This is a genomic window from Thioalkalivibrio sp. ALM2T, from assembly GCF_000381505.1.
Classification (GTDB): Bacteria; Pseudomonadota; Gammaproteobacteria; order Ectothiorhodospirales; family Ectothiorhodospiraceae; genus Thioalkalivibrio; species Thioalkalivibrio versutus.
The window spans coordinates 25,458-48,232 of sequence record NZ_KB906559.1 but is presented as its reverse complement, the minus strand read 5'-3'; the positions used below and the strand labels follow the sequence as shown (position 1 = coordinate 48,232).

Genomic DNA, 22,775 nt, shown 5'->3' with positions numbered 1-22,775 from the left:
GACCAGGATGCGTTGGGTGCGGCGAAACGCATCAATCCGGAATCTCTGGCTCCTGGGCCGCGACACGATGCGATTCGCTGCGCTCGTCACATCCTACCGCTATTAGCCGTATCTACTCCGCGTCCTCTGTGCCCTCTGTGGTGTAACCGCCCTGGACCTTCTTCGTGCCTTCGTGAGCTTCGTGGTGAATATGCCCTCGACCTTCAGGACACAGGCGCTGATTAGCCCAGTAGCGCGTCCAGTGGGTTGTCGTCGGGGAGCGGGCGCATGCGGCCCTCGCGCAGTTCCTGGGCCACACCCTGCAGGGAGTGGCGCCGGCTGGCGCCCAGATCCAGCGACAGGAACAGGTAGCCGCGGGTCGCCTCACCGCGCCAGACCAGGCCCATGCGGTGAAACTGCCCGGTTGCCTTGTCGACCACCTCGAACCATTCGCCGGTGCGGATCCGGCTGGCATCGAAAACCCAGGGATCGTCAAGATCGGTCAACAAGTCGGGGTCGTCATCCTCAAGGCGCACGGCCCGCCGCGCTTCGATGCGCGCCTGCGGATCGAAGCGCGGCTCGTCGGCGGAGGCCCGGATCCGTTGCAGATGGGCCTGCCCCAGGTGCTGCACGACCGCCTTGACGCGCGCCTCGTCGGCGCCATGCTCACGTGCGGTGGCCACGATGCGCTGCACCAGCGGATTCGCTTCCTGTGGGGTCGCCTGGTTGCAGATGGCCCGCACGAGCTCCTGCACCTGGCCATCCAGCACCTGCACAGCCGCCTCGTCCACTGCCAGCAGGTCCTCCCAGGCCTCGACGATCTGCTCGGCGGAACACTCCGGGAGCTCGGCCCCGGTCTCCAGTACGCAGACCGTCAGGGTGCGCCGGGCGCGGGCCGCGCGTTCCCTCTGACACATCGGCCCCGTGAACTCGGCCGCCTGCGCCTGCCAGTGTTCGTGTTCCGCGGCCACGGCGGCGGCCCAGTCGTCTGCCAGCGCCTGCGCCGCAGGTCGATCCAGATCATCGATCGCACGCCCCAGGTGTTCGATACTCCGGCGCATGGCTTCCAGGTAACGGCGGACCGTCTCCGAGTCCTCCGCGCTGACCTCGGGGCTGATCCGTACGCCCGTATTGATCAGGCTACCAACCCATTCGCGCAAGGGGTGCCCGGGGTCGTGGAAAAATTCGAGATCATGGCTAACCGCACGCACCAGTAGCGGCTGCAGCTCCAGCATCATCGCGCGAAACGCTGCATGGCAATCGAGGTGACGCGATACCTCGGCGAACACACCGGCCAGAACACTTTCGATGACGCTCTCGATCCGTGGTTCCGCCGTGGCTTCGCCCGCCACGGCGGCGGTCGCGGGGCCACCGTCGCCGCCTGCCGCAACTCCATGGCCGGATGGCAGCCAGCCAGCCGCCGCGGCCCACTGCAGCCAGTCAGCCGCACCAGCATCCGGGCCGGGCATCACAGCACCAGCGACCGCAAGGCTCCCTGCTCCGCCAACCGCAGGTGCGGCGCTCTCCAGCGCAGCCGATTCCGACGCCGTGGCGGGGCCCCCTTCCCGGGTGGCATGGGTCCAGCTCGCACGCGGTAACGCTCCGGGCAAGTCGCCCTCCGGGACCTCGGACACCGGCTCTCTGACCAGCCCGCAGGCCTCGACTGTCTCGACCACGAAGGCCAGGGTCGGTGCGGCCGTCCGGCCCAGACAACGCACGTAGGCTCGCATCAGGCCCAGCGTCATATCCGTCCGGCCGAACTGTTCCTCGGCCGACTCGATCAGGCGCTCGTACCAGTTCAGCGGCGACCACGGCGCCCAGCCGGGGTGCTCGAAGCGGTGATCCTCGCGCGCGGCCTGGAGGAACACGAACCAGGAGTAACGATTCTGCTCGCGGACCAGCCCTTCGAGCTTGTGACGCAGGGAACGGCGGGTGGACTGGTAATCGTCCAGGATTTGCAGGCCGGAGTTGTCATCGGCGTAGCTGGAACCGGAAAATTCATACTCGGGTGGGTAGGTTGTGGCGACAAAGTCACGCTCCAGGGCCTCCTCGAACTGGCGACGCAGCACATATTGATAACCTTGGAGCTGGTTCGCCCACTCCGCGCTGTCGGCCTCGTCACCGCCAGCGCACCACTCCTGCGCGACGGATTCCAGGCAGTGCTCAAGGTGATCGGTCACCCGCGGGACGATCCCGCGCACCAGTTGCTGGCGCTGGGCATCCGACAAACCGGACAGACCCGACCAGACCGCGGCCGGGTCCGCGGCCCGTGCTTCCCTGTCTGTATGCTCCCTGCCTGCCATCGATGAGGTGTCCTCGTATTGCTGCGTGGTGGCTCGCGTTAGTTCAGCGTGAGCCCGTCCACAGTGTACAGGCGCGATCAAAGCGGGGCATCCAGCGCAAGTTTCGCACCGGACAGGGAGCCCCTCGCTGAGACGTTCCCTAAAGGTCCAGCGGCTGCGTTCCCACCTGAACCATTTCGCCCTCGACACGCACGGGGAACCGGGTCAGTGGTTCCTCGGCAGGCGCGGCCATCACCTCGCCGGTTCGCAGGCAGAACTGGGCTTCGTGCATCGGACACGTGATGCAGTCATCGGCGCCGATCTCACCATCCGCGATGGGCACATCCTCGTGAGTACAGAGGTTCTCCACGGCAAAATATTCACCACCCAGGTTAAAGATCGCCACCTCGGTATCCGCTGTCTCCACCAGACGATGATCGCCATCCTGGATGGTCCCCACCGGGGCCACGTCAATCCATTCCGTCATCACGACTCCTTTGCTTCTGAAAACTCCCGGTATCGCCCCCCCTGCGTTGGCAGCTCAGGGAGACGCCCGCAGGGCCGCGGTCGCGGCCGCATCGATCTCGATCCGCCGGCCCTCTTCCGGGTGGTAGGAGAAGCGCCCCACCACCCGCAGGTTCTCGCCCAGGTGATCGCGCACCGCCGACCCAGGCTTGACCGCCACGCGGTTGATGGCGTCGTCTTCCAGCCAGTAGTGCTCCGGATCATCAAAACGATTCACGACACCCTCGGTTTCCACCAGTTCGCCATTGAAGGCCGGCGCGGATGCAGCCAGCTGTTCCAGGGTCACCGGCGATACGCGCTCGCCCCCGCAAGCCACCAGCAGGGCGGTCATCGCCAGCCCCAGCCACATGGCATTGATTCCTTTCAGCACTATTTTCTCTCCCAGTTGTACTCGCGGCGACTGCCGACGCTTATCCGGCTCCAGCCTACCGAAGCTGCGCCATGTCACGCCCATTCACCCCTGAATGACGGGCCTAAGAAAACCCGGATCCATTCGCGCGACGTCGGCCCCGTCGAACTTCACGAGCGCTATCGCTCGGAGGTGCAGGCTCAAGCTGACGGCATCACCGCCGTTACCCTGGACAGGTCAATCGCACACGCACCCGCGATCAAGGACGGCCCCACCAGTGAACTCTTCACGCCACCATCACCAGGCCCCGCAGACCTGGAACAACACCCCCTCCTCGCCGAAGGAATACCGACAAGGGACAGTCAGCCCCGGCCGGGACCATTCCATCACCGTTGCGCAGGAATCCCGGAGTACCGCGCAGGATGATGACTGGGTACAGCTCGCCAACGAAACCCTGAAACTGATCCGCCAGCTACGCATCTAGGGAAACACTGATCAATGTACGCACTCGCGTTGGTGCCCCCTGTTTTCCGAGACAAGGCGCGTCGCGCAGCGCCGTAGCCATTCTACGGCCAAGCGGCGCAACGCCGGATCGGGGAACAGGGGGCACCAACCCCACAGGGGCTCGACCGCCCGTTGTTGACGAAAACGGGCGCGCGCACTGCGTTGCTGCTCCCTTGTGCAGAGTGACTGCGCGGCAGTCGCCGCGCCTTGTTCGCGCGCAAAAGCGACTCGAGCGCGAGTGCGTACATTGATCAGTGTTTCCCTAGGGAGACCGAGGACGCTATTTCACGTTCTGAGCAAGCCAGCGATCCAGGGCATTGCCGAAGGCCTGGCGGTCGCGCGGGCCCAGCGCCGCCGGGCCGCCGGTCTCGACCCCACTGGAGCGCAGCGTGTCCATGAAGTCGCGCATGCTGAGGCGCTCGCGGATGTTGTCGGGAGTATAGAGCTCGCCCCGGGGATTCAACGCCTGCCCGCCGTTCTCGATCACATCCGCGGCGAGCGGGATGTCCGCGGTGATGACCAGGTCCCCGGTGCCAAGACGCCGGACAATCTCGTTGTCGGCCACGTCGAACCCGGCGCCGACCTGGATCGAGTCGATCAGCTTCGACGGCGGCGTGCGCATCGGCTGATTGGCCACCAGCGTGACCGGAACCCCCGTCCGCTTCGCCGCACGAAACAGAATCTCCTTGATGACCGCGGGGCAGGCATCCGCGTCGACCCAGATCTTCATGGTGCTCCTTCCCGAAAGCTCGCTGATGATCGGGGTGCAGGGTAGTCGTTTGCGGCGCCCGGCACATTTCCCCACCGTTCGGATTGGCGCCGGGGCGGTACACGTGCTATCTGCTTGGGAGACGTCAACCAACATGCTTGGCCCTTCCGGCCAAGCCTCGCAAGGAGCATTACATGGGCATTGAAGTCACCGGCATTCTGGGCCTGATCTGGCTGCTGATCGTGATCTGGGCGATCGTGCGGACCGCACAAAGCCCCGCGACCCCCGTAGTGAAAGTACTGTGGATCCTGATCCTGCTGTTTCTACCCCTGGTCGGTCTGATCGCCTGGCTGTTGCTCGGACCCAAGTAGGCCCAACCCAGGCACCGGGCGCTCACATCCGGCGCAGGAACTCCGCAAGGGTCGGCGCGTCTTCGCCCCCCTGACGCAGTCGCTCGAGTAGCGCCTCCTGGGGACCAAAACGGGCTACGTCATAGGCGGTTGCCTGCACACGAGACGCGGAGCCCGCCCGAGCGGGCCTGGCGGCCGACTCGTCCCGACCCTTCCAGCCGAAATCGGGCGGTGGACGGTCAGCCCCGGGGCGTCGACCCTCCTCGGCTTGCATGGTCGCCGGCGCCGCTACGTCTTGGGGTGCGTCCCTCGCGGGCGCAAGCCGCGCACGCAAACGGCCCAGCAACCCGGCATGGCCCTCCGGATCCGCCTGTAGCGCGTCCACCAGTGCCATCAGATCGATCGCAGGGCGGCCTGTTCGCGACCGGTACTGCTCGTGCATGGCGTCCAATTCCACCGCCAGCGCCTCGGGCTCGGAAGCCTCCAGAGCCGCGTCGAACGCCGCGCGCAAGCGCCCGAGCACACCCTCTTCGCTGCCCAAGCCGTCCGAGGCTTCCGAGCCGTCCGAGCCGTCCGAGCCGTCCGAGGCTTCCGAGGCATGGTCGACCGGGGGCGGCTCCGCAGCGAGCGCCTGGGCTTGTGGACGGGGGTCCCCCAACGACGTATGCGCAGCCGGATCATCCTGCTGCAGACGACGCCGCCAGAAAAAGCTGAATGCGGGCGCGTCTTCATGCGGAAGGCTGTCCTCCAGGGCATTCGCCAGACGCTGGAACGGACGCGCCGAGGGGTCATTCTCGGCGAACAGGGCGACCGGGTGCTGCAGTGTGACGGCCGAGCGGAGGCTTTCGTCGCGCTGGACGAAGCCGAGAAATTCGACTCGGGTATGCAGGTATTTCTCGACGGCATTGGCGAACCGCTGGAAGACGCTGCGGGCCTCGGCGACATCCGCCACCATGTTCACGATCACGCGGACATCCAGGGCCTGACGCCGCAACGCCAGCTTGAGCAGGGAGAACGCATCGGTCAGCGAGGTCGGTTCCGGCGTCAGCACCAGCAGGACCTGGTGGCCGGCCGCGAGGAAATCGAGCGTGGTATCCCCGATGCCCGCGGCGGTATCCAGCAGGAGGTCGTCGAAATCCGCCTCGATGTTCGCCAGTTCCTCCACCAGCCGCTGCTGATGCGCCCCGGAGAGCTCCGCGTATTCGCGGATGCCACTGGCGCCGGGGATGATCTTCAGGCCGTGCGGCCCTTCCAGCAGGATATCGCGGATTCCACATTCGCCCGCCAGGACCTCCGCCAGGCCCTGTTCCGGGCGCAACCCCAGCAGTATGTTCACATTGGCGAGGCCGGTATCGCCATCCAGAATGCCGACCCGCCGCCCGCGCCGCGCCAGCGTGATCCCCAGGTTCACCGCGATGCTGGACTTGCCCACCCCGCCCTTGCCGCTGGCCACGACAAGAACCCGCGGGCGCGCGGCGACCCCGGAACGGGTATCCGTCAAGGCGCTGTGACGGGACATCGCGGCTTCCTGCATGGCACTCATCGGCATTGGGAAAGAATGATGGCGAACTTACGGTCGGTCTACCCCATTCGGTGGCGCGGGGCAATACCACTCAGTATAGTCAGGAACCAGCGGTGATCCGACAGACTGCACCAAAGGTTCGGTTCCGGACACGCACACAGGGCAAAAGGCGCGGCAGGCCGACTGCACGCGACCGGGGAGCAGCATGACGAGCGTCAATACGGCAACGGACGGTCTACCGAGCCTGCCCCAGGCGCTCATCCCGGTGCTGGACGCCACCCAGGCCCATGAGGCCGATTTCCAGTCCCTGGCCCGGGCGATCATGCAGGACGCGGGCATGTCCAGCCGCCTGCTGCAGGCCGCCAACTCGCCCTTCTACTATCGCGGCTCCACCTGCCGCACTATCGACCGCGCCCTGTTCAGCCTGGGCCTGGATACCGTGCGCAGCCTGGCCCTGACCGCGTCGATCCAGCAGTTGTTCGGCGAGTTCGGACCCCGCCATCGCGGCTACCTGCGCACCATCTGGCAACGGGCGCTGACCACCGCCAACCTGGCACAGGTCCTCGCAACCCTCACCCGCTACCCGCGGCCCGAGGAGGCCTACCTCGCCGGATTGCTGATCGACATCGGGCGCCTGGTCCGTCTGGTCGGTGACGAGGGTCATTACTGGCCCATCCTCCAGTCCGCCGAAGACGACCCCCACCTGATCGAGACCGAGCGCACAACCTACAGTGAACACTACGGGGAACTGGGCGGGGCATGCCTCGAGGCCTGGGGGCTGGGCCCGTTCTTGGCCGACGCCGTGCGCTACCACCTGGAACCGGCCGAGCGCGTGCGCGACGCCCATCACCTGGTCAAGCTGGTCAACCTGTCGCATGCAATGGGCTGTCTGCCAGGCTCCGGCACACAGGATTCCGCGGCCGGGTGCAACGAGACCGCCCTGGCCGCGGCGGATACCCTTTTCGGCCTCAACGAGGGATTGACCCGCGAATTGCGCGGGCGCGTGGCCGAGGACGTGCGGCGAATTGCTGGATCACTGGAAATCGATCTGGGCGCGACCCGGACCACGGCGGATCAAAAGCCGGAGGAGACCGATCACGCGGCGGAGCGCGCTCTGGCCGCCCGGGTCCGTGATCTGACCGAGCTGGAACGCATGAATGGCGAACTGGCCAGGGCGGCCGACCTGCAGGAGCGTTGCACCGCGGCACGCCGCACCCTGTACCTGACGCTGGGCATAGACCACAGCCTGCTGTTTCTGATCGACCCGGATCACCAGTCCATCGCCGCCTGGGTGGAGGACGACGAGACCCCCGATTTCACCCTGCCGCTGTTACCCGGGCGCAGCCTGGTGACCGATACGCTGCTGGATCGCGAGATTCAGCTCCACGAGGAAGAGAACGCCGCCGGCTTGCCCGTGATCGACCAGCAACTGTTCCGGCTCTGCGAAGCCGAAATCCTGTGGAGCTTTCCGCTGCTCGCCGACGACCAGGAACCCGCGGGGGTGCTGATCCTGGGCCTTGCCCGCAGTCAGGCGCAGGCCCTGGAGGCCCGCTCGGACTTTATCGGCTCCCTCGCACGCGAGATCGCCCGGGCGCTGGTCGCCACACCCGAGCCGGCGGATGCCCCGGACGGCGCCACCGAGCAGCGCATCCGCGACACCGTGCACGAGGCCGGAAACCCGCTCAGCATCATCCAGAACTACCTGAGCGTGCTGAACCACAAGCTCGGCGAAGAACACGAAGCGCACCACGAGCTGGGCCTGATCAAGGAGGAAATCGACCGGGTCGGGCGCATCCTGCTGCGCCTGCGCGATCCGCAGGCTGCCGGGAACGAGGAGACCGGACCGGCCTCGCTGAATGCACTGGTCCGCCAGGTCGCCGATATCGTGGACGGCTCACTCTGTCGCACACGCGGCGTCCGCCTGCACCTGGATCTGACTCCCGCCGATCCACCGCTGTCGGCCCCCGCGGATCACCTGCGGCAGATCCTCATCAATCTTCTGAAGAACGCGGCCGAGGCCCAGGCATCCGGCGGGGAGATCAACATCGCCACCCGTGCCCCAACCACCGTAAACGGCCGCAGGGTTGTGCCCCTGTCGGTAGAGGACAAGGGGCCCGGGCTCCCTGCCGAGGTCCAGGCCGCGGCATTCGCGCCTGTGACATCGACCAAGGGTACAGGCCATGCCGGGCTTGGACTCAGCATCGTCAAACGCCTGACCGAGGAGATCGGTGCGGGACTCTCATTCACCAGCGGGAGCGCAGGGACGCGCTTCGAAATCGCACTGCCCCACGCATCACGGGGGTTAGCGAGCGCATCAGGGACGACGCGACAATGATTCGCTACTGACCACGAGACCCCGATGCCCGAACGCGACGCGCCGATCGACCCGCAATCCGTCAGAATCCTCATTGCCGATGATGATCCCGGCCTGCTCGAGAGCCTGCGCGGACTCCTGACCATTCAGGGCTACCCCGTGCGGACGGCCGCGGGGGGTGGCGCGGCCATCGAGGCCCTGCGCGAAAAGCACTACGACCTGCTGCTGCTCGACCTCACCATGCCGGAACTCAACGGACTGGACGTGCTGCGCTTCATGCAAGCCGCCGGGCTCGAGACCCTCACCGTGGTCGTCAGTGGCAACAGCACGGTGGAGGATGTCGCCGGCGCGCTGCGCGAGGGCGCCCACGACTACCTGAAAAAGCCCTACGAACCCGCCGAGTTACTGGCCACCGTCCGCAATGCCCTGCACCACAAGGCGCTGGAGGACGCCAATCGGACCATGCGGACCCGCCTGGAGAAGTCCGAGCGCCTGCACCGGGTGATCGTCAATAACTCCCCGGATATTGTCTTCGTTCTCGGCGCCGACCATCGCTTCCGTTTCGTCAATTCACGTGTACACGAGCTACTGGGCTATGCCCGCCGCGATCTGATCGACAGCTCGGTGTTCGACCTCGTCGAACCCGACGACCGCGACAAGGCGGAATACTTCTTCGAACAGGCCGCCAGCCCGCACCCCCACATCCGCTCGGTGGAACTGGCCCTGAAGCCCGGCACGCCTTCGCGCAGCCGCCGCTTCTTCGAGCTCGCGGTGTGGCCGTCCAGCAACAGCGACGACGCGGACAACGGCGAAACGCTGATCTACGGCACGGCACGGGATATCACCGACCGCAAGGAATCCGAGGCCTTCATCAACTTCCAGGCCTATCACGACCTCCTGACCCGACTGCCCAACCGGGCCCTGTTCCGCGACCGGGTGGATGTAGCCATCTCGCATGCGCACCGCTCGGGCACCCAACTGGCGGTGCTGTTCATCGACCTGAACCGCTTCAAGGTGATCAACGATTCCCTCGGTCACACCGTGGGCGACCGCCTGCTGCAGGAGGTCGCCCAACGGCTGCAAGCCTGCATCCGCAAGGTCGACACGCTGTCACGCTTCGGTGGCGACGAGTTCACGCTGCTGATCCCGGGACTGGCCAGCAACGAGGCCGCCATTCAGGTAGCCGACAAGATCCTGGAAAGCCTGCAGGCCCCTTTCAAGATCGGCGACCAGGAGCTGTTCGTCGGGGCCAGCATCGGCATCGCGATCTACCCGGATGCCGGCGACAACCTCGAGGCCCTGATCAAGAATGCGGATATCGCAATGTATCGCGAGAAGAGCAGCGGCAAGACGGGTGTGCGCGTGTACAGCCCGGACATGGGCGGCCATCCGCCGCGGCGACTGCAACTGGAACAGGACATGCGCCGCGCACTCGAGCGCGACGAGTTTCATATCCTCTACCAGCCGCAGGTGGATACGGAAACCGGGCATATGGTGGGCGTCGAGGCCCTGATCCGCTGGGATCACCCCACGCTCGGCCTGCTGGGCCCGGCCGAGTTCATCCCGGTCGCCGAGGAGACCCGCCTGATTGTGGATCTCGACCGTCTGACCCTGCGCACCGCCATCCGCGAAATGCAGCGCCACAGCCGCGCCGGCTACCCGGAACTGCGCCTGGCGGTGAACCTGTCGCCCGTGCTGGTCGAGCGTGACGACTTCGTCGAGGACTTCCTCGGCATCCTGGGCGAGACGGGCTTCCCGCCCGACCTTCTGGAGGTCGAGATCACCGAGAACCTGCTGATGAGCGACACCCCGGACACGGTGCACAAGCTGAACCGTCTCGGGGCCGCCGGCGTGCAGATCGCGGTGGATGACTTCGGCACCGGCTATTCGTCACTAAGCTACCTGCAGAAGCTGCCGATTCACACGCTCAAGATCGACCGCAGCTTTACCCATACGATCTGCCGCGAGGACGAGGCCTGCATCGTCAACGCGATCATCTCCATGGCCCGCGGGTTGCACATGAACATCGTGGCCGAGGGGGTTGAGACCGAGGCCCACCGCGACTATCTGCGCGACCTGGAATGCCCGATGGTTCAGGGCTTCCTGTTCGGCCAGCCGGCACCACTGCATACCCTGCTGGAAAACGAGGCACTTTTCGCCGCACCCACTACCTGCCAGTAGCCTCTCCGGCAACCCGGGAGACGCTGCGACTCCATTGCGTGTCCCTAGGGAAACACTGATCAATGAACGCGTTCGCGTTGGTACCCCAGGTTTTCCGAGACAAGGCGCGTCGTGCAACAGGTAGTGGTTCTACCTGTAAGCGGCGCAACGCAGGATCGGGGAACCTGGGGTGCCAACCCCGCACGTTATTGAAAGCAGGGGATCGGCCGCCCGTTGTTGACGAAAACGGGCGCGCGCACAGCCTTGCGGCTCCCTTGTGCAGAATGACTGCACGGCAGTCACCGCGCCTTGTTCGCACGCAAAAGCGACTCGAGCGCGAACGCGTTCATTGATCAGTGTTTCCCTAGGAATCGGCCGCGACCACCTCAGGCGCCGCATCGGCCAGGAAGCGGTGTCCCTGGCGCAGGCAGTAGCGCAGCCACTTGTACAGGAACCGGTTATGCCTCCAGCGGCAGACCAGGCCCGGGTGCCCGGTCAGCATCTCCGGCGCGCGGCCGTCGCCCATCGTGCGGCAGTGCAGTTCCAGCACCTCCGCCTGCCGCGCATCATGGAACATGCGTACGCGCATGTCCGGCTGTTGCCGCCGCTCGCCCTGGTGGTCGAACTGGTAGGTCAGGTGCAGCGTGGTCGTGTAGCGGGTGCGCTCCAGCACCTCCAGGTACAGATCCAGCGCACCCTCCACCCGCGAGACTGACCGCAACGGCTGGCGCTCGAGCTCGGGGCACAAACGCCGCAGTGCGAGGTAGTTCTCCTCGTACATCTCCATCAGCGCCGCAAAGCTCTCGGGCCTGGGCTCCAGATGGGACGGGGTCTTACGCTCCAGCAACATGTCGCGCAGTCTAACAGCACCGTTGCGCGGGACACCGATTGTCTGCATCCAGAGCAGGACACCCCCAGGGCTTTTTGGTAACGTCGGCAGGGGAGGTGCCGAGCAATGTTGTACTCGCACGCGTTGGTGTCTATGTTCTCCGAGACCCGACCCAGCACGCAGGTGCTACCGGCCCGTTCTTGTCCTCATCAAGGCGCAACACAGGACTGCGGAACACGGGGCCGCAACCTCACAGGCCATCGAAAAACGGGGCTCGGCCGCCCGTGCTGGATGAACACGGACCCGTTGCCCGCAAGACGGCTCCCTTGTGCCGAGCGACTGCACGCCAGTCACCACGCCCTGTCAGGCCACAGAATCGACTCGAGCGCGAGCGTCCGCATTGCTCAGCGTCTCCCTGGACAACAAGGATGAGCGCCCCATGGACATAAGTGTCGTCACGACCCAGCCCTTTCCCGATCAGAAACCCGGCACCTCCGGTCTGCGCAAGCGCGTCCGGCAATTCCGCCAGCCGCACTATCTGGAGAATTACATCCAAAGCGTCTTCGATGCCTGCCCGGATCTGAAGAACGGGGAACTGCTGGTCGGCGGCGACGGGCGCTTCCACAATCGCGAGGCGATCCAGGTCATCCTGCGCATGGCCGCAGCCAACGGGGTGCAGAAGGTCGCCATCGGGCATGGCGGACTGCTGTCCACACCGGCCGCTTCGCACCTGATCCGGTCTCGTGGGGCCACCGGCGCCCTGATCCTGTCCGCCTCCCACAACCCGGGCGGGCCGGAGGGGGATTTCGGCATCAAGCTCAACACCGCCAACGGTGGCCCGGCCCCGCACGCGGTGACCGACGCGATCTTCGAACAGAGCACCCGCATCAGCCATTACCGCATCGCCAACGGCGCAGAGCATGTCGACATCGATCATCTACACGCAGTACAGATGGGCGACATGGACATCGAGGTCGTCGACCCCGTGGGCACCTACGCCGACTACATGGCCACGCTGTTCGACTTTGACCGCATCGGCGAACTGCTGCGATCCGACCATTTCCGCATGCGCTTCGATTCCATGCACGCAGTTACCGGCCCGTACGCCGAAGAGATCCTGGTCAACCGCCTCGGCGCCCCGGCCGACACCATCCTGCGCGCGGAACCGCTGGCCGACTTTGGTGGCCGTCACCCGGACCCGAATCTGTCCCATGCGCGTGAGCTGAGCGAGGCCCTGTTCGGCCGGGACGCCCCGGATTTCGGGGCCGCGTCGGACGGCGACGGCGACCGCAACATGATCCTCGGGCGCCGGTTTTTCGTCACGCCGTCGGACAGCCTCGCCATCATGGCCGCCAACGCCCATCACATCCCGGCGTTCGCCGACGGCCTGAAGGGCGTGGCCCGCAGCATGCCCACCAGCCAGGCGGTGGACGTGGTCGCCGAGAAGCTGGCCCTCCCCTGCTTCGAGACCCCCACCGGCTGGAAATTCTTCGGCAACCTGCTGGACGACGGGCGCATCCGCCTGTGCGGTGAAGAGAGCTTTGGCACCAGTTCCGATCACGTACGCGAGAAAGACGGCCTGTGGGCCGTGCTGTTCTGGCTGAACCTGCTGGCCGTACGCCGCCAGTCGGTCGAGGAAATCGTGCGTGATCACTGGCGCCAGTACGGCCGCCACTACTACACGCGCCACGACTACGAAGCGGTGGAGAGCGTGCGGGCCGAACAGGTGATGGCGCGCATCCGCGAGCAGCTATCCGTGCTGCCGGGCCAGTCCCTGGCCGGCATGCGCGTCGCCCAGGCGGACGACTTCGCCTATCGCGATCCGGTGGACAACAGCCTGACCGAGCACCAGGGCCTGCGGGTACTGTTCGAGAGCGGTGCCCGCATCGTCTTCCGCCTGTCCGGCACCGGCACCGAGGGCGCCACCCTGCGCCTGTATATCGAGCAGCACGAGACCCATCCCGAACACCTCGATGCCGACCCCCAGGAACTGCTGGGACCGCTTATTGCCGCCGCATCGCGCCTGGGCGACATCCCCGGCCTGACGAGACGCCAAGGACCCGACGTCGTAACCTGATCGGTTGCGCGTGCCGGTCCCATGGACGTCATTGCCACCCGGCAACGCTGGACGCACGGCTATGCGTTCGTGCTCGCCGCCACCGCCTCGGCGGTGGGGCTCGGCAATATCTGGAAGTTTCCCTACATCCTCGGCCAGAACGGCGGCGGCGCATTCCTGCTGATCTATCTCGGCTGCATCGCCCTGATCGGGATACCGGTGATGATGGCCGAAGTCATGATCGGCCGCCGCGGCCGCCGCTCGCCTGGATATGCCGCCCTGGCCGTGGCCCGCGAAAGCCGTGCCCACGATACCTGGGCCATCGTCGGCTGGATCGGCATCCTGGCCTTGTTCCTCATCATGACCTTTTACGTCGTGGTCGCCGGATGGGTCTTCGCCTATGTACCTCAGGCCGCCAGCGGAGCCTTCGCAGGTGCCAGCCCGGGCGAGGTCAGCGTCACCTTCCAGGCGATCACCACATCGGGTCCGGGAATGCTGTTCTGGACCACGCTCGTCATCCTCGGCACCTGCGCGGTGGTGGCACTGGGACTGCGGAACGGGCTGGAACGCTGGGCCGGCTGGCTAATGCCGCTCCTGTTCGTGCTGCTCCTGGTTGCGATGGGCAGCGCGATGCTGATCGGCGATGTGTCGCGGGCCCTGGAGTTCATGTTTTTCCCGGACTTCGCGGCCCTGGACAGTCACAGCATCCTGATCGCGGTCGGTCACGCGTTCTTCACCATGACCCTCGCCTCCGGGGTCCTGATGATGTTCGGCGCCTATCTGCCGCAGGAGACCTCCATCGCGGGCACCGCCATCGGCGTCGCAATCGCCGATACCGCGATCGCGCTGTTCGCGGGGCTCGCAATCTTTCCGATTGTGTTCGCCTACGGCCTGGATCCCGCTGCCGGCCCAGGCCTGATGTTCGAGGCGCTGCCCCTGGCACTGTCGGCGATCCCGGCCGGCGTGCTGCTCGCCACCGTGTTCTTCGCGGTCCTGAGCATCGGGGTCTTCAGCACCATGCTGGCCAATGTGCAGGTCTTCGTGCACCTGCTACGGGAGCGGTTCGGGATGCATCCGGCGGGGGCGGCGATGGTCTCCGGGCTCGCGATCTGGGGGCTGAGCCTGGTCACCATTGCCTCGTTTACCGGTGCCGAGTGGGCGCAGATCGAACTGACTCTCCTGGGCCGTGAACTGCCCACGCTCTACCACCTGATGGAGCATGCCTCCATCAATATCCTGCTGCCCCTGAGCGGCTTGCTGATCGCCCTGTTCGCGGGCTGGGTGATCCCCCGCCACATCGCCACGATGGAGATGGGACCGAACCGAACCGCCTACCCCCTGTGGCGCGTCATCATGCGTTATCTCGCGCCCGTGGCCCTGCTCGGACTGTTCTGGCAGCTGTCGGATCTGGGAGGTCATCTACCGCTAGCCTGATCTCCGCTGCACGTTGCGGCTCCAGGCATCGTTAGAATACGCCAATGAATGATGAATGGATCATCACCCTGGAGATCGCCGCCACCCTGTTCGCGGGACTCGGACTCTTCTTCGTCGGCATCCGCCTGATCAGCGAACATCTGCGTCAGCTGGCGGATCGGCGCCTGCGCACCCTGGTCGGACGGGCGACCGGAAGCGATCGTTCGGCTGCCGCGCTGGGGCTGGTGGGCGGGGCCATCAGCCAGAGCATCCATGCCGTAATCTTCGTGCTGATCTCGCTGGTGAAGGCCGGTGTGCTGGATGCACGCCGCGCCCAGCCGGTCATCAACTTCGCCAATCTCGGGACGTCGCTGCTGGTACTGATCGCCGCGCTGGACCTGACCCTGATGGTGTTCATGCTGGTCGGCGTAACCGGCCTGTTGTTCTATTTCGACCGCGACCAGTCTGCCCGCCTGCGCCATCTGATCCGCGCCCTGCTCGGCATCGGGCTGCTGTTTCTGGGTCTGATCTTCATCAAGGAGGGCGCCAAGCCACTGGCCGACCTCCCCTGGATGACCGAGCTGATGTCCCTGTCGGCGCAATCCCTGCTGATCGCATTCGTAACCGGCCTGGTGTTCGCGGTCATTGCCCACTCCGCCTCCAGCATCACCATCGTGACCATGGCGCTCGCCGCCAGTGGTGTGATCGATCTGGAGTACGGGTTGATGGTGGTCTACGGCGCCGGCTTCGGTACCGGCATCAGCACCCTGGTGCTGGCCGCCTCGCACAAAGGGCTCGGGCGTCAGCTGGCGCTCTACCAGTTCATCCTCAAGGCCATGGGGTTGGCCTTGCTGCTGCCCCTGTTCTGGATCGAGTTCTACGGCGGCATCCCGCTGGTCGCGGCCCTGCTGGCTGCACTCCCGGTCGGGGTCGGCTTCCAGATCGCGTTGTCCTATGTGCTCTACCAGATTGCCTGCGACGCGGTCATGCACCCGTTCCACCACCGCGTCGCCGACTATCTGGAACGCAAGGCGCCACCCACTGCGGAGGAAGCCCTGGGCAAGCCGAAGTTTCTCTACGCCGGAGCCCAGAACGACGCGGGCAGCGCCCTGGTGCTGGCCGAACAGGAGCAACTGCGCCTGCTGCGTCATCTGCCGGAATATCTCGACGGCGTGCGCGACGAGATCACGCAGCCCCACCACGACCGCGTGAGCCTGCAGCGCGGCGGGACCCAGGTCGCGGACGCGACCGCCCAATTCCTGGACGAGATCCTGTCCGGCGCCCTTAGCGGTGACACCCTGGACCATGCGATCGTATTGAAGAGCCGGAACGAATTGATCGCGTCGCTGCAGGAGACCCTCAACGACCTGGTCATCGAAGTCGAACGCGCGCGCACCGGCGAGGACTCTGCCGAGGCGCGCGCGCTGACCCATGGCCTGGTCGAGACCCTCCACATGATGCTGCTGACCCTGAACGATGCAGCACGCACCGGGGATGCCGACGACATCCAACTGCTGCAATCGCTGACCCACGACCGCTCGGAGCTGATGGACTCGATCCGGCGCCGCCTGCTGAGCAGCGGCGAGCTGGTCGGCAGCACCCGCGACGCGGTGTTCGGCGCCACCAGCTTGTTCGAGCGCGGGGTCTGGCTGCTGCGCCGCTATTCCCTGCTGCTGGCCTCTCCGGAGGGCACGCGCTACGAGGCCGCCGGGACCGCCGCCGCCAGCGCGTAGATCACCACGTGCCCATTCATGCTCGAACCACCCGCGCCCGAGCGGTCATCGCGCTCGACGCCCTGGGTAGAAACGATGCTCTTTGGGTGGGCAGCGGCCTCGCGGGGGAATACCCGGCGGCAACGGAAACGCACCGATAGGCAATGCCCCGTCGACCCAGGCGACGACGTTCGTTCGGGGAACGCCCGTGACGACGCGAAACGCGTATCAGCCCAGGAAGCTGCTCAGGCGCTGGATCGCCTCGCGCAGGCGGGGCTCGGACTGGGTGTAGGCGATCCGCAGGTAATCGCGCCCCCGGGTCGGGCTGAAGTCCGTGCCCGGGGTCAGGGCCACCCCCGTCTCGTCCAGGATGCGGGCACAGAGGGCCTCGGAGTCGGCCCCATGCGCGCGGCAGTCGGTCCAGATATAGAACGCACCTTCCGGCCGTGCCTGCACTTCCAGGCCGAGACCGGGCAACGCCGCGAGCAACACATCCCGGCGCGCCTTCAGTTCCTGGACCTGGGACTGCAGCAGGGCCTCGGTTTCCGGCGTAAACGCCGCATGCGCGGCGGTCTGGGCGACACTACCCGGCGCCACGAAGAGGTTCTGTGCCAGACGCCGCACCGGGTCCACCCAGGGTTCGGGTACCACCATCCAGCCCAGGCGCCACCCGGTCATCGCGAAGTACTTGGAGAACGAGTTGATCACCACCACATCGGGAAAGCCCGCGGCCGCACTGGGCTCCGGCGACTCGAACACGATCTGGGCATAGATCTCGTCCATGATCACCAGCCCGCCGCGCTCACGCACCACCTCGACGATCGCGGCCAGCCGATCGCGCGACAGGCAGGTCCCGGTCGGATTCGCCGGCGAGCCCAGCAGGACCGCCCGAGTATTCGCACCCCAGGCAGCGGCGATGGACTCGGCGGTCGGCTGGAACGCATGTTCGGCCTGCACCGGCAGCCCCACCGGCGTCGCCCCGCGCGCGGTGACGAACTGGCGGTTGCAGGCATAGCCCGGGTCCGGCAGCAGGACCTCCTCGCCCGGATTCACGCCCGCCGCCAGCGCCAGCAGGATGGCCGCGGAGGCCCCGGCGGTAATCACGATCCGTTCAGGATCCACCTCGGCGCCATGGCGTCGCCGGTAGTCTGCGGACAGCGCCTCCCGCAGGGCCTGGGTCCCGTGTGCGGGGGTGTAGCGGGTATCCCCGTCTGCCAGCGCGGCGCGCCCAGCCGCGATCACCGGGGGCGGTGTCGGAAAGTCCGGCTCCCCCACTTCCAGGTGAATAATATCGCGCCCGGAGCGCTCGGCCGCCTGGGCCCGGGCCAGGATATCCATCACGCGAAACGGTTCGACGACCTCCGCGAACGCCGACAGCGCCGGGGCACCGGTCGAATTGGCGGGGGACTGCGAGGACACGCCGATGATCAGCGGCGCACGTGCCGCATCAGGCGCTTGCGCTTGTACTGCTGTCTCGGCGTGAGCTTGTTGCGCCGGCCCGCGTAGGGGTTGCGCCCGGAACGGAATTCGAGCCGCAACGGTGTCCCGACCAGCTTGAGCTGCTTGCGGAAGAAGTTTTCCAGGTAACGCTTGTAGCTCCCGGCCAGCGCATCGGTCTGATTGCCATGGATCACGATCACCGGCGGGTTCTGACCACCCTGGTGCGCGTAGCGCAGCTTGATGCGCCGTCCGCTGATCATCGGTGGCGCGTGTTCCGCCACCGCGGCCTCCAGCAGGCGCGTGAGCTCCGGCGTGGAGATCTTGCGGAAGGCACTGGCGTGGGCCTCGCAGACGTCGTCCAGCAGATGCCCGACATTGGTGCCGTGCAAGGCCGAGATCAGGCGCATGCGGGCAAAATCGACAAACCCCAGGCGCCGGTCCAGTTCGTCGCGGATACGCTCGCGCGCGTGGTCGTCCAGGCCGTCCCACTTGTTCACGGCCAGCACCAGCGAGCGCCCGGCCTCGATCACCATCCCCAGCAGGTGGGAATCCTGATCCGACAGCCCGGCATGGGCGTCCACCACCAGGACCACCACGTGGGCGGACTCGATCGCCTGCAGCGTCTTGATGACGCTGAATTTCTCGATCACCTCGTGGACCCGGCCACGGCGGCGTACCCCGGCGGTATCGATCAGGGTGTACTCCTGACCGTCGCGCTCGAACGGGACAAAGATGCTGTCGCGGGTCGTACCGGCCACTTCCGTGGCCACCACGCGCTCGTCGCCCAGGATACGATTCACCAGAGTCGACTTGCCAACGTTGGGGCGCCCGACGATCGCCACGCGAATGCCCGGCCAGTCATCCAGCGCCGCCTGTTGTGACGCCTCGTCGAGACCGTCACTGGCTGCGTCGTCGTCTTCGGCATCTTCACTGGCTGCACGGCGTGCGGCCGCCACGTCCTTGCGCACCGCCTGCATCAGGCCCTGCACGCCACGCCCGTGTGCCGCGGCAATGGACGTCACCTGCCCCAGCCCGAGCGCATAGAACTCCGCACTGACGGAATCAGCATCCAGACCATCGGTCTTGTTCACCACTACACGCGCCTTTACACCGGCGCCGCGCAGCTGATCGGCAATCGCCTGGTCCTGCGGCGTCAGGCCGTCACGGGCATCCACCAGGAACAACACATGATCGGCTTCGGCCACCGCGCGCTGGGTCTGCTCGGCCATGGCCCGGTCCATCTGCGCGCCCTCGCCCGAAAGCCCGCCGGTGTCCACGACCAGATAGGGAAAGTCGCCGACCTTGCCAATGCCGTACTGGCGATCACGCGTCAGTCCGGCGACGTCCGCCACCAGGGCATCGCGCGAGCGCGTGAGCTGATTGAACAATGTGGACTTGCCGACATTCGGCCGACCGATCAGGGCGATAACCGGAATCATCTGCGGCTGCGCCCTGCGCGGAGAACCCGGTGCCCTGGAACCTTGTGGCTCACTCGTCACCCCGGATTGAGGGATTCACGGCCGTCAGCTGCCCGTTGTCGGTGACGACATACAGCGTGCCGTTCACCAGGGTGGGACGCGTAACCACGGAACCGGAACTGGCGCGCAGCCGGGCGACAATGCGCCCGTCCTCGACGTCGATCCAGTGCAGGTAGCCCTCATAGTCACCGACGATGGCGTGCTGGCCCACCACCACCGGCGCGGTCACACCGCGCAGGCGCAGGCCATCCATCTGCCACAGATCACCACCACTGCGGGGTTCCAGGCCCCACAGGTGGCTCTCGGCATCGGTCACGACCAGGACATCGGAACGCGTATCCACATCCCCGCCTTGATAGGAAGAAAAATCACGGACCCAGAAGATCTCGCCGGAGTTGAGATCCAGCGCCGCGAGCCTGCCCTGGTAGGTGGCCGCAATGGCAGCGCCGCGATACATCGGGATATGCCCGTCCAGATCGACCATGCGCTCGACCTCCGTGCGCCCGGTGGGGACCCCCAGGGTGGTCTCCCACAGCACGTTGCCGCGGTTGAGCCCCAGCATCAGCAGGCGGCCGTTGTCGAACCCGGCCAGCACACGGCCGGAGGTGATCTGCGGGCGCTGGGCCCCGCGCAGGCTCAGCGAGGGCGTGGTGCGCAGCGCGGTCCACTGGGTGGCGCCGGAGTCGGCGTCCAGGGCATGGATACGGCCGTCGTTGGTACGCACGATGACCAGCCCGCCGGACACGTCCGAGACTGCCAGCACCTCGCTGGAGAGCGCCGCACGCCAGCGTTCGCCATCGCCGTCCAGATCGACGCCGATGGCGTAGCCGTCCAGCGTGCCGACCACGGCAAGGCCGTCACCGACGCCGACCCCCGCGGAGACCCGGGCATCATCCAGGCGCACCTGCCAGCGCTGGCCGCCACCGTCGGGATTCAGACCGGAGACCCGCCCGGCGGCGTCGCTCATCACGACCAGGTCGTCGGTGATTCCAGGATAGACCTGCCACAGGAAACGCTCTCCACCACTGCCCACCGAGCGCGACCACAGCCGCTCCGGCTGCGCTTCGGCCTCGAACTCCGGCAGGTCCGCCGGCGGCTCGGTGGTATCGCGCGACCACAGACCGCAGGCGCTCAGGGACAGGATCAGCGCGCTGGCAATCAGCAGGCGCACGACCGGACTCGCAAGGGAAGGCACAGACATCAGGCGACGGGTCCTCTAGACGGAAAGTTCTTCGTATTTCAGACGCAGGTACTCGGGGCTGTGCCCCGCGTCCAGTGCAGCCTCGTAATGCTCGCGGGCCCGCTCGCGATCGCCACGGGCGCGGGCCAGATCCCCTTCGAGCTCGCGCTTCAGCCCCGTGAAGGCATCACTGCGAACGTCCGCCAGGGTCGCCTCGGCGTCATCCAGGCGCTCGGCCAGGATCATCTGACGCGCAAGGCGCAGCGTCAGCACCTCGCGATAGCCGCGATCGGGGGCCGCGTCGCGCGCAGCCTGCAGCGCGTCGATCGCGGTGTCGGTGTCATCCTGAGCGATCGCCACATCGGCCCGGTAGACCCAGGCAAGCGCGCGGTAGGGCGTACCCCGTCCCTGTTCGATCACCGCGTCGGCCAGTTCCAGCGCGCGATCGGTCTGGCCGGTCTGACCGGCGACCTGCAGGGCCTGATACATCTCGGAGGACACCTGGGCGCGCGATTCCTCGCGATCGCTCCACCAGTTCCAGCCGAACAGGCCGCCGACCCCGAGAACCAGGCCTGCCACAATCGCCATGCCGTTGTTCGCCCACCACTGCTTGATGCGTTCGGCTTTTTCTTCGTCGGTGAGATAACTCATCGTGTTCTCTATCCTTGCGTTGACTACGAGCGCTCTTGCAGAGCCGTGCGCAGATGGTCGGCGAGGGCTGCACGGTCGACGGCCACCTGCTCGCCGCCCTGCGATCTTAACGGCTTCACCGTGACGGTGCCTGCGGCATGCTCGTCGCTACCGAGCACCAGGGCATAATGCGCCCCCAGACGATCGGCACGTTTCATCTGCGACTTGAAGCTGCCGCCACCACAGTGCTGGACCAGTCGCAGCCCCGGCAATTCGCCACGCAGCTGGTCCGCCAGTTGCAGTGCCGGGCCGACCAGTTCATCGCCGCCGACGATCAGGTAGGCATCCGGACCCGGCGCTGCCGGGGCGTCTTCGCGCGCCTCCAGCAGCGCAACCAGCCGCTCCAGGCCCATCGCCATCCCGATCGCCGGGGTGCCACGGCCACCGAGCTGTTCGACCAGGCCGTCATAGCGCCCGCCGGCGCAGACCGTACCCTGGGCACCGAGATCCTCGGTGATCCACTCGAATACCGTATGCGTATAGTAATCGAGCCCACGCACCAGGCGCGGGTTGTGCTCGTACGCAATGCCCAGCGCGTCCAGATGCGCGCACAGGGCGTCGAAATGGGCGCGCGACTCGGCGTCCAGATCGTCCATCAGGCTGGGGGCCTGCGCGACCACCTCGCGGGTATCGGGATGCTTGCTGTCGAGGATGCGCATCGGGTTGTCATAGAGCCGGCGCTGCGCCTCCTCGTCCAGGGCGTCACGATGCTGCTCGAAATAGGCGATCAGGTGGTCGCGATAACGCTGCCGGCTTTCCGGGGTCCCCAGCGTGTTCAGCTCCAGGCGCACATTCGAGAGCCCGAGCATGCGCCACAGCCGCGCGGTCATCGCCAGCATCTCGGCGTCGACATCCGGCCCCGACAGCCCGAACACCTCGACCCCAACCTGGTGGAACTGGCGATAGCGCCCCTTCTGCGGGCGCTCGTGGCGGAACATCGGCCCCAGGTACCACAGTCGCTGCACCTGGTTGTGCAGCAGCCCGTGCTGGATCCCCGCGCGCACGCAACTCGCGGTGCCTTCCGGGCGCAGGCTCAGGCTGTCGCCATTGCGGTCCTCGAAGGTGTACATCTCCTTCTCGACGATATCCGTGACGTCGCCGATGGAGCGCTTGAACAGCTCGGTCGCCTCCACGATCGGCATGCGGATCTCGTGGTAGCCGTAGCCCTCCACAACCTCGCGCAGGGTGGCTTCCAGATGCTGCCAGACATGAATGGACTCGGGCAGGATGTCATGCATCCCGCGGATCGACTTGATCGCTTTCATGGTGTCTTTTTGTTTGTA

General features: G+C 66.4%; 18 protein-coding genes. 7 read left to right on the top strand and 11 right to left on the bottom strand.

What is annotated here, in order from left to right:
• Positions 1-221: 221 nt before the first annotated feature.
• The 3 genes from F816_RS0106240 to F816_RS0106230 form a co-directional block, all read right to left on the bottom strand.
• Positions 222-2,207, bottom strand: coding sequence for a DUF1631 family protein (locus F816_RS0106240; RefSeq protein ID WP_019593986.1), 1,986 nt, complete (start codon positions 2,205-2,207; stop codon positions 222-224).
• Between the two features lie 214 nt (positions 2,208-2,421).
• On the bottom strand, positions 2,422-2,748 hold the full coding sequence (locus F816_RS0106235; RefSeq protein WP_019593985.1) for a non-heme iron oxygenase ferredoxin subunit: 327 nt from the start codon (positions 2,746-2,748) through the stop codon (positions 2,422-2,424).
• Positions 2,749-2,802: 54 nt separating this feature from the next.
• Positions 2,803-3,135 carry a hypothetical protein gene (locus tag F816_RS0106230; protein ID WP_019593984.1) on the bottom strand — a complete coding sequence of 111 codons (333 nt, stop codon included), beginning with the start codon at positions 3,133-3,135 and terminating at the stop codon, positions 2,803-2,805.
• A 277-nt stretch (positions 3,136-3,412) separates the two neighbouring features.
• On the opposite strand from F816_RS0106230, the gene F816_RS0106225 reads away from it, so the two are divergent.
• Positions 3,413-3,619: a hypothetical protein gene (locus F816_RS0106225; RefSeq protein WP_019593983.1), complete on the top strand. Its 207-nt coding sequence runs from the start codon at positions 3,413-3,415 to the stop codon at positions 3,617-3,619.
• Positions 3,620-3,919: 300 nt separating this feature from the next.
• Here the strand turns inward: F816_RS0106225 and F816_RS0106220 are convergent, their stop codons facing one another.
• Positions 3,920-4,369 carry a YaiI/YqxD family protein gene (locus F816_RS0106220; RefSeq protein ID WP_018951260.1) on the bottom strand — a complete coding sequence of 150 codons (450 nt, stop codon included), beginning with the start codon at positions 4,367-4,369 and terminating at the stop codon, positions 3,920-3,922.
• A gap of 173 nt (positions 4,370-4,542) precedes the next feature.
• Here F816_RS0106220 and F816_RS14425 point away from each other — a divergent pair, with 173 nt between their 5' ends.
• The gene (locus tag F816_RS14425) at positions 4,543-4,719 is read left to right on the top strand and encodes a PLDc N-terminal domain-containing protein (RefSeq protein ID WP_019593982.1); all 177 of its coding nucleotides are present in this window, start codon (positions 4,543-4,545) and stop codon (positions 4,717-4,719) included.
• Positions 4,720-4,741: 22 nt separating this feature from the next.
• Here F816_RS14425 and F816_RS0106210 read toward each other — a convergent pair whose 3' ends face one another.
• Positions 4,742-6,217, bottom strand: a complete 1,476-nt coding sequence (locus F816_RS0106210; RefSeq protein ID WP_019593981.1) for a MinD/ParA family protein — start codon at positions 6,215-6,217, stop codon at positions 4,742-4,744.
• Positions 6,218-6,425: 208 nt separating this feature from the next.
• On the opposite strand from F816_RS0106210, the gene F816_RS0106205 reads away from it, so the two are divergent.
• Together F816_RS0106205 and F816_RS0106200 are read left to right on the top strand one after the other, a co-directional pair.
• On the top strand, positions 6,426-8,555 hold the full coding sequence (locus tag F816_RS0106205; RefSeq protein ID WP_019593980.1) for an HDOD domain-containing protein: 2,130 nt from the start codon (positions 6,426-6,428) through the stop codon (positions 8,553-8,555).
• A 24-nt stretch (positions 8,556-8,579) separates the two neighbouring features.
• Positions 8,580-10,715 (top strand): EAL domain-containing protein, encoded by a 2,136-nt coding sequence (locus F816_RS0106200; RefSeq protein ID WP_019593979.1) that lies wholly within the window; start codon positions 8,580-8,582, stop codon positions 10,713-10,715.
• A gap of 343 nt (positions 10,716-11,058) precedes the next feature.
• On the opposite strand, the gene F816_RS0106195 is transcribed toward F816_RS0106200, so the two are convergent.
• Positions 11,059-11,544, bottom strand: coding sequence for a DUF1249 domain-containing protein (locus F816_RS0106195; RefSeq protein WP_026333154.1), 486 nt, complete (start codon positions 11,542-11,544; stop codon positions 11,059-11,061).
• Positions 11,545-11,962: 418 nt separating this feature from the next.
• Here F816_RS0106195 and F816_RS0106190 point away from each other — a divergent pair, with 418 nt between their 5' ends.
• Genes F816_RS0106190 through F816_RS0106180 form a run of 3 tightly spaced genes read left to right on the top strand, consistent with a single transcriptional unit; the run spans position 11,963 to position 16,725 of the window.
• Positions 11,963-13,600: an alpha-D-glucose phosphate-specific phosphoglucomutase gene (locus F816_RS0106190; RefSeq protein WP_019593977.1), complete on the top strand. Its 1,638-nt coding sequence runs from the start codon at positions 11,963-11,965 to the stop codon at positions 13,598-13,600.
• 21 nt (positions 13,601-13,621) lie between these two features.
• Positions 13,622-15,013 (top strand): sodium-dependent transporter, encoded by a 1,392-nt coding sequence (locus tag F816_RS0106185; protein WP_019593976.1) that lies wholly within the window; start codon positions 13,622-13,624, stop codon positions 15,011-15,013.
• 44 nt (positions 15,014-15,057) lie between these two features.
• Complete coding sequence (locus F816_RS0106180) at positions 15,058-16,725, top strand: Na/Pi symporter (RefSeq protein WP_019593975.1); 1,668 nt, start codon at positions 15,058-15,060, stop codon at positions 16,723-16,725.
• Positions 16,726-16,932: 207 nt separating this feature from the next.
• Here F816_RS0106180 and F816_RS0106175 read toward each other — a convergent pair whose 3' ends face one another.
• The 5 genes from F816_RS0106175 to hisS form a co-directional block, all read right to left on the bottom strand.
• Entirely contained in the window at positions 16,933-18,042 is a 1,110-nt protein-coding gene (locus F816_RS0106175) for an aminotransferase class I/II-fold pyridoxal phosphate-dependent enzyme (RefSeq protein ID WP_038085502.1), read from the bottom strand.
• 89 nt (positions 18,043-18,131) lie between these two features.
• On the bottom strand, positions 18,132-19,583 hold the full coding sequence (der, locus tag F816_RS0106170; protein ID WP_019593973.1) for a ribosome biogenesis GTPase Der: 1,452 nt from the start codon (positions 19,581-19,583) through the stop codon (positions 18,132-18,134).
• Between the two features lie 49 nt (positions 19,584-19,632).
• Positions 19,633-20,793, bottom strand: a complete 1,161-nt coding sequence (bamB, locus tag F816_RS0106165) for an outer membrane protein assembly factor BamB (RefSeq protein ID WP_019593972.1) — start codon at positions 20,791-20,793, stop codon at positions 19,633-19,635.
• A gap of 45 nt (positions 20,794-20,838) precedes the next feature.
• Positions 20,839-21,453: a tetratricopeptide repeat protein gene (locus F816_RS0106160; protein ID WP_018145976.1), complete on the bottom strand. Its 615-nt coding sequence runs from the start codon at positions 21,451-21,453 to the stop codon at positions 20,839-20,841.
• A gap of 23 nt (positions 21,454-21,476) precedes the next feature.
• Positions 21,477-22,757 carry a histidine--tRNA ligase gene (hisS, locus tag F816_RS0106155; protein ID WP_019593971.1) on the bottom strand — a complete coding sequence of 427 codons (1,281 nt, stop codon included), beginning with the start codon at positions 22,755-22,757 and terminating at the stop codon, positions 21,477-21,479.
• Positions 22,758-22,775: the final 18 nt, after the last annotated feature.